Origin of the sequence: Nocardioides sp. (genome assembly GCF_014360585.1) — a bacterium.
Classification (GTDB): Bacteria; Actinomycetota; Actinomycetes; order Propionibacteriales; family Nocardioidaceae; genus Nocardioides.
In genome coordinates this window covers 40582-47638 of record NZ_JACIXG010000039.1, presented here as the reverse complement: position 1 = coordinate 47638, position 7057 = coordinate 40582, and the positions used below count along the sequence as shown (strand labels likewise).

The following is a 7057-nucleotide window of genomic DNA, read 5'->3' as shown; positions in this document are numbered from 1 at the left end:
ACGTGTAACACGTCGTTCGTAGGACTATCCGGTCGTTATAACGACCGGATAGTCCTACGAACAACGTGTTACATGCGGCGATGTTGCGCGCGCCGTGATCCGCTCAGCGGACCGGTGCCCCTGGCCCGAGCGGGATCCCGAGGCCCCACCAGAGGAAGAAGAGCGCGGTCCAGGCCAGGCTCATCGTGATCGCGAGCGGCAGCGTGTACGAGGCGAGGGTGCCGATGCCGGCGTCCTTGCGGTAGCGCTGCAGGAAGCCGAGGGCCATCACGAAGTAGGGGCTCATCGGGGTGATCGCGGTCGAGCCGGAGTCCGCGATCCGGAAGAGTGCCTGGGTGGTCTCGGGCGGGACCGAGAGCAGCATCAGCATGGGCACCAGGACCGGTGCGGCGATCGACCACATCGCAGAACCGCTGGTCACCATGATGTTGACGATGCTGAGCAGCGCCAGCACGAGCAGGAAGATCACCCAGACCGGGATGCTGCTGGTCTGCAGCGCCTCGGCGGAGTTGACCGCGATGACGTCGCCGAGATGGGTCCAGTCGAAGTACGCCAGGAACTGGGCGATCGCGAAGAAGAGCACCAGCACCGGAGCCATCTGCTTGATCCCCTGGCCCATCAGCGTCGGCACGTCACCGGCCTTGGTGATCGCACCCGACAGCGTGCCGTACACGGTGCCGGCGATGCCGAAGAGGATGGCGACGATCGCGGCGATGCCGGTGAGGAACGGCGACTCGGTCAGCGACCCGTCCTCGCCGCGCAGGGGAGAGGACGGCGGGATCACCACGGCGGCGATGACCACGATCGCGGCCAGCAGGGTGAGCAGCGCCCAGCGCAGCGCCCGGCGCTCGCGACCGTCGAGCTCGAGGGTGCCGAAGTCGCCGTCGTCGGCGTCCTCGTCGGGCTCGAGGTCGGGCCGCTTGGAGAGGACGAGCTTGGTCATCAGGGTGATCACCGCGGCCAGCAGCACGGAGGAGGCGATGTTGAAGAACCAGTTGCTGACGGGGGAGACGTACGCGCTCTCGTCGACGATCTGGGCCGCGGCGGTGGTGATGCCGGCGAAGATCGCGTCGTTGGGGGTCGGGACCGGGCTGGCGTCGTACCCGCTCGCGATCGCGGTGTAGGCGACCACGATCCCGAGGATCGGGGACTTCCCCACGGCCCGGAAGGCGAGACCACCGAGCGGGACCAGGATGATGTACGCCGCGGCCGAGGCCACGTGGGCGACGGTGCCGGTGAAAGCCACGGCGAAGACCACCCAACCCACCGGCACCCGCGAGATGCCGACCTTCATCGCGGCGGTGAGGAAGCCGGTGCGCTCGGCGACGGCGACACCCATGATGACCACGACGATGGTCGCCATCGGCGGGAACTCGGCGAAGTTGGAGACCATCGTGGAGACGGCCATCGCCAGGCCGTCGCCGCTGATCAGGTTCTGGACGACGACCTCCTCGCCGTCGCTGGGGGAGATCACCGAGACCCCGGCGGCCGCGCAGATCGCGCTGATCACGGCGAGGATGGCGGCGAGGATCCAGAAGAGCCAGAACGGGTGCGGCAGGGCGTTGCCGACGCGCTCGATCACGCCCATGGCGCGGATGATCCACGGCAGTCTGTCGCTGCCCGTGGGAGTTGCGGTGCTGGTCATCGGGATCACCCTTCGCTGGTGAGTCGGTGGCGGGAGAAGAAGTCCCAGATCACCGTCGCGGACTCGATGGTGCGGGTGACGTGACCGCCACCGGAGTAGATGTCGGCGCCCGGCCAGACGTGGCCGCCGCCGTCGACGGCGACGTGCTGGACGTCGGCGCCCTGGTCGCACCCGGCCCAGCGGGTGGTGGCGACGTCGCGGTTGGTGCGGGTCCTGCTGGTGGTGCAGCCGTTGTGGTCGGCCCAGCCCTGCACCCACTCGGGGATCGAGGGCAGGTCACGGTCGGCGTCGCCGGCGTAGGGGATGGTGGCGTCGGCGACCCCGTGGGTCTCCAGGATCGGCGTCGGGGGTGCGTCGGCGCATCCGGCCCGGGTGCCCGGGTAGAGCGCGGGCGCGACCGGTGCGACGGCGGCGAACGTACCCGGCATCCGGCACGCGAGCAGGGCGGCCAGCCCGCCGCCGTTGGACTTCCCGGTGGCGTAGACGCGGGTCGTGTCGATGCAGTGGTCGGCCTCGATGGCGGCGAGCAGGTCGGCGGTGAAGGCGACGTCATCGACGCCGGGGGCCTCGTACGGTGCGCCCTGCCAGGCCTTGCGGTATCCGGACCCGGTGCCGATCGCGCCGTCGGGATAGGCGACCACGGCGGGCAGGTCGGAGAGCTCGGAGTAGCCCTCGACCTCCACGCCGGTGCTGCCGCGACCGTGGAAGGCGACGATCAACGGCCAGTCGTCGCGGCGGTCGTAGCCCTCGGGAAGGCGGAGCACGTAGCTGCGCTCGAGGTCGCCGCTGGTCAGCTTGTGCTTCTGGCTGCTGTCGGGCTCCTGGTCCGTGGGCTTGGCACACAGTGTCCTGCTCGCGGCGGTCTCGGCTCCGGCTTTGGATGAGGCGGGAGCCAGGGCAGTGACGGCGCTGGGGGCCAAGGACGCTGCGGCAACGGCTGTCACGGCGATGACCGGTGCCAGGAAGCGGAGGTGTCGTGGGGACATGTCGTGCTCCTTTCGGGGCAGCTGATTCGATTTCGGGTGTGCTGGATCGCCCGGCGACGCGGTGTGCGTCCCGGTCGGGTCCCGAGCGTGTGGGTGGTGGGCCGGTGGCCTAGGTGTCGAGCCACTCCTCGATGAAGTCGACGACGCGGTCGGTGGCCTCGGCGAAGATCGCCCGGCCGTCCTCCGCGGTGGCGCGACGAGGATCGCCGAGCACGCCGCTGGGGGAGAGCCGGTCGTAGGGGAGGGCCACGGCGGGATGGCTCACCGAGCGGGCCAGCCGGGCGAACGGGTCGAGCTCGTCGGGCGTGGTGGTGCCCGGGGCGAGCAGATCGCGGCGTACGAGGTGGGGGGCGACGTGCAGCATCTGGGAGGTCTCGGCCTCGCCGCTGTGGCCGCTGACCGGGGTCAGCTCCATGGCGGCCACGGTGTCCTTGGCCAGCACGGTCACCGGCGCCCAGGCGAGCTCGAGGTCGGGCCGGTCGCGCAGCAGGTCCTGGGCCAGGGTGCCGAGGGTGGCGTTGTTGCCGCCGTGCCCGGTGATGACGAGGAATCGGTGCCAGCCGTGGGCGGCCAGCGACTCCACGTACTCACGTACGACGGCGGCGAACAGCGCGGGACGCAGGCTCACCGTGCCGGCGAAGGCCTGATGGTGCGGTGAGACCCCGACCGGTACGCCGGGGCCGATCACCACCTTCCCGGGTAGTGCCTCCGCGATGGCGTCGGCGAGCGCCTCGGCGCGGATCTGGTCGGTGGCCAAGGGCAGGCCGGCACCGTGCTGCTCGAACGCGCCGACGGGGATCACCACGACGGTGCCGCTCTCGGCCGCCTGCGCGGCCTCGAGGGTGGTCATCTCGGCGAGCTTCGCGGTCATCGAGACTGCTCCGTGCCGAGGGTGGCGGCGAGCGCCTCACGGATCGCGAGCAGGTGCTCGCGGGTGAGCGCGGCCGCCGCGTCGGCATCTCCGTCGCGGACGGCCTCGACGATGCGGAGGTGGTCGGCATGGTCTCGGTCGCGGTCGGTGTAGCGGTGCCGGATCTCGATCTGGTCGCGGGCCCTGACCTGCAGCAGCGCCTCGACGGTCTCGCGCAGCAGCAGGTTGCCGGAGGCGCCGGCGAGCGCGACGTGGAAGTGCAGCTCGGGGCGCTCGTCGGCGTACTGCGGCTTGAGCGCGTTGTCGGCCGAGGAGGTCAGCGCGGCCAGGTCGTGGTCGGTACGCTGCGCGGCCGCGGCGGCCGCGACCGGCGGCTCGAGCACGATCCTGGCGTCGAGGAGCTCCAGGACGGACTCGCTGCGCGACTCCGAGACGTGCGGGTTGACCAGCAGCCGCCGGTTCACCCCGCCGCTCACGTAGGTGCCGGAGCCGTGGCGGAAGCGGATCACGTCGGTCGCCTCGAGGCGGCGCAGCGCCTCCCGGATCGTCGGCGTGGTCACCTCGAACCGCTTGGCGAGGTCGCGGGAGGACGCCAGGGCGTCACCAGGCTCGAGGCCGGCGGCCTCGATCATGGCGACGATCCCGTCAGCGATGCGTTCAGAGAGCGAGGGTGTGTTGCTGGTCACAGTAAGTGACTAAATCACTTATTGATCTACTCGTCAAGGGGCGGCTGAGCGGACAGCGCGCGACGGAGGCGGGCGATCGGACCGGGGCTGTCGATGCCGACGGCGCCGACGGCGCTGCCGTCGCGCCGGTAGAGGACGAACCCGTCGCCGTGGTCCTCCTCGTCGGTCGCGGTGGTCTCGCCGACGACCTGGATCCGGTGGCCGTGCCAGGTCGACCACGCGAACGGGACGGAGGCGAAGGCCTCGGCGGCTCCGGCGGCGTTGGCGCCGGCGACCCGGCCCTGCTCGCCGGCGGCGGTCCAGTGCTCGCTGCGTACGCCGTCGACGCAGGCGATGTCGCCCGCGGACCAGACGTCGGGAGCGCTCGTGGCGAGGCGGCTGTCGCAGAGCACGCCGCCGGTGCGCGGGTCCAGGGCGACACCGCTGTCGCGGAGCCAACCGGTGGCCGGGCGCGCGCCGATGCCGAGCACCACGGCATCGGCGGCCAGGGTCTCGCCTGAGCTCAGCTCGACCTTGTCGAGGCCGACGTCGGTCGAGCGGATGCCGGAGACGGTCGTCGAGGTGAGCAGCCGGACGCCGGCGTCGGTGTGGAGCTGCATCAGCCGCGCGGCGGCGCCGGCCCCGATCGCCCGCTCCAGCGGGCGGGCGCCCGCCTCCACGAGGGTGACGTCGATGCCGCGGGCACGGGCGGCCGAGGCGATCTCCGAGCCGATGAACCCGGCGCCGACGATCACCACCTCTCGCGAGCGGGTCAACGCCTCCCGCACGGCGAGCGCGTCGTCGTAGCTGCGTAGCGCGTGCACCCCGCGGACCCCGGACAGGTCGGGCAAGGTCGTCGCGGCGCTGCCGGTGGCGATGATCAGGGCGTCGTAGCCGAGCTCACCGGCGGTGGTGGTCACCGTCCGGTGCTCCGTGTCGAGGGCCTCTGCGCGCACTCCCGACAGGTGGCGTACCTGCAGCGTCTCGAGCACCTCGCCGGACCGCAGTGTCGGCACGGCCGGGGGCTCCTCGGCGGAGAGCACGGCCTTCGACAGCGGCGGCCGGTCGTACGGAGCGTGCGGCTCGTCGCCGACGACCGTGACCGGCCCCGTCCAGCCGGCCGCACGCGCCCCTTCGACGGCTCGGATCCCAGCCAGGCCGGCGCCGACGACGAGGAGATGACGGTGGTGGGGAGATGTCATGGTTCGGTTCCGTCTCGTCGGGCCGGGCTCAGCCGAGGAGGCGGAGCGCGGAGACCGGGCAGGAGTCGATGGCAGCCTTGACGTACCCGTGGTCGGGCTCGGGCACCTCGCCGGTGAGGACCTCGACGAGGCCGTCGTCGCCGACCTGAAAGTAGTCGTCGGCCTGCGCCTCGCACATGCCGATGCCCTCGCACACGGTCTTGTCAGCCTGAATGGCACTCACAGCGTCGACTCCTTGAGCGGGATGAAGTCGACCTTCTCGCGTACGCCGCAGTCCGGGCAGCACCAGTCGTCGGGAATGTCTCGCCAGGCGGTGCCTGCCGCGAAGCCCTCGAGCTCGTTGCCGGCCGCGACCTCGTAGACGTAGCCGCAGCCGGGGCAGCGCCCCGCGGCGATCTCGTCGTCGAAGGTCTGCCGGGTCACGTCGTCGATCTCCTCGAGCGCCGGCTCGGCGGCGGGCGGCGGGAACTTGGCCAGCAGCTTGTCGAGCCGGCCGGGGCGTACGTTGGCCAGCCGGACGTCGCCGTCGAAGTGATCGACCACGCGCTTGTCCATCACCCGGCGCCACAGCGGCGGGACCAGGGCCAGCACGATCATCCCGGCGTACCCGGTCGGGAGGGCGGGGGACTCCCGGTAGTCACGCAGGGTCTGGTAGCGCCGGGTCGGGTTGGCGTGGTGGTCGCTGTGTCGCTGCAGGTGGTAGAGCAGCACGTTGGTGGCGATGTTGTTGGAGTTCCACGAGTGCATCGGCAGCACCCGCTCGTATCGCCCGGAGGTGGTCTTCTGGCGCAGCATCCCGTAGTGCTCGAGGTAGTTGACGACCTCCAGCAGGGAGAAGCCGATGACCGCCTGGAGGACGAGGTAGGGCAGGATCCCGACGCCCAGCCACAGCGTCATGCCGGCCCACAGGACAGCGCTCATCAGCCAGGCGTTGAGGACGTCGTTGCCGAGGTGGAACGGGTGGGTCCCCTTGCGCCGGTAGCGCTTGGCCTCCAGGCCCCAGGCGCTCTTGAGGGAGCCGGACACGGTGCGGAACCAGAACGTGTAGAGGTTCTCGCCCACCCGGGAGGAGGCCGGGTCCTCGGGCGTCGCGACGCGTACGTGGTGACCGCGGTTGTGCTCGATGTAGAAGTGGCCGTAGAAGCTCTGCGCGAGCGCGATCTTGGACAGCCAGCGCTCGTGGCTCTCCTTCTTGTGGCCGAGCTCGTGGGCGGTGTTGATGCCGATGCCGCCGATGAACCCGATGGTGAGGGCGAGGCCGATCTTGTGCGCCAGCGGCCAGTCCTGCGTCGCGATCAGGTACATCGCGAAGACGAACCCGGCGTACTGGATCGGGAGGAACGCGAAGGTGATGTAGCGGTAGTACCTGTCCTCCTCGAGCTCCTCGATGAGGTCGTCGGGCGGGTTCGAGCGGTCCAGACCTGCCACCAGGTCGATGGCCGGGACCAGGCCGAGGACGACGATCGGGCCGACCCACAGGAAGACGCCCCAGCCGGTCAGGGCGTAGCCGCCGACCGCGATGAAGGCGAAGGACGGCACGATGAGGCCGAGGAGCCACAGATAGCGTTTCCGGTCCCGCCATCTCCCGGTGGAGCTCTGGTCGACGGCGCCGCTGGCGTCGAGTGTCATCTGCTGCCTCCTGTGAGGTCGGTTACGTCTCCTGTCAGAATGGACGTACGCAGCAGCGA

At 70.8% G+C, this 7057-nt stretch carries 7 protein-coding genes; all 7 read right to left on the bottom strand.

Annotation, left to right across the window (positions count from 1 at the left end; genetic code table 11):
- Positions 1-103: 103 nt before the first annotated feature.
- Positions 104-1645 (bottom strand): AbgT family transporter, encoded by a 1542-nt coding sequence (locus tag H5T77_RS14455; RefSeq protein WP_292650349.1) that lies wholly within the window; start codon positions 1643-1645, stop codon positions 104-106.
- 5 nt (positions 1646-1650) lie between these two features.
- Positions 1651-2631, bottom strand: coding sequence for a CE1 family esterase (locus tag H5T77_RS14450; RefSeq protein ID WP_292650347.1), 981 nt, complete (start codon positions 2629-2631; stop codon positions 1651-1653).
- Between the two features lie 109 nt (positions 2632-2740).
- The gene (locus H5T77_RS14445) at positions 2741-3502 is read right to left on the bottom strand and encodes a creatininase family protein (protein WP_292650345.1); all 762 of its coding nucleotides are present in this window, start codon (positions 3500-3502) and stop codon (positions 2741-2743) included.
- Positions 3499-4188, bottom strand: a complete 690-nt coding sequence (locus H5T77_RS14440; RefSeq protein ID WP_292650343.1) for a FadR/GntR family transcriptional regulator — start codon at positions 4186-4188, stop codon at positions 3499-3501. Before H5T77_RS14440 ends, H5T77_RS14445 begins: the two co-directional genes overlap by 4 nt.
- A 26-nt stretch (positions 4189-4214) precedes the next feature.
- Positions 4215-5369, bottom strand: a complete 1155-nt coding sequence (locus H5T77_RS14435; protein ID WP_292650341.1) for an NAD(P)/FAD-dependent oxidoreductase — start codon at positions 5367-5369, stop codon at positions 4215-4217.
- A gap of 28 nt (positions 5370-5397) precedes the next feature.
- The gene (locus H5T77_RS14430; protein WP_292650340.1) at positions 5398-5592 is read right to left on the bottom strand and encodes a ferredoxin; all 195 of its coding nucleotides are present in this window, start codon (positions 5590-5592) and stop codon (positions 5398-5400) included.
- Positions 5589-6998 (bottom strand): fatty acid desaturase, encoded by a 1410-nt coding sequence (locus H5T77_RS14425; RefSeq protein ID WP_292650339.1) that lies wholly within the window; start codon positions 6996-6998, stop codon positions 5589-5591. Before H5T77_RS14425 ends, H5T77_RS14430 begins: the two co-directional genes overlap by 4 nt.
- Positions 6999-7057 lie beyond the last annotated feature (59 nt).

Bases quoted from the DNA above. Each gene is read 5' to 3' on its own strand.
- H5T77_RS14455 (WP_292650349.1), bottom strand. From the start codon at position 1,645: ATGACCAGCACCGCAACTCCCACGGGCAGCGACAGACTGCCGTGGATC.
- H5T77_RS14450 (WP_292650347.1), bottom strand. From the start codon at position 2,631: ATGTCCCCACGACACCTCCGCTTCCTGGCACCGGTCATCGCCGTGACA.
- H5T77_RS14445 (WP_292650345.1), bottom strand. From the start codon at position 3,502: ATGACCGCGAAGCTCGCCGAGATGACCACCCTCGAGGCCGCGCAGGCG.
- H5T77_RS14435 (WP_292650341.1), bottom strand. From the start codon at position 5,369: ATGACATCTCCCCACCACCGTCATCTCCTCGTCGTCGGCGCCGGCCTG.
- H5T77_RS14425 (WP_292650339.1), bottom strand. From the start codon at position 6,998: ATGACACTCGACGCCAGCGGCGCCGTCGACCAGAGCTCCACCGGGAGA.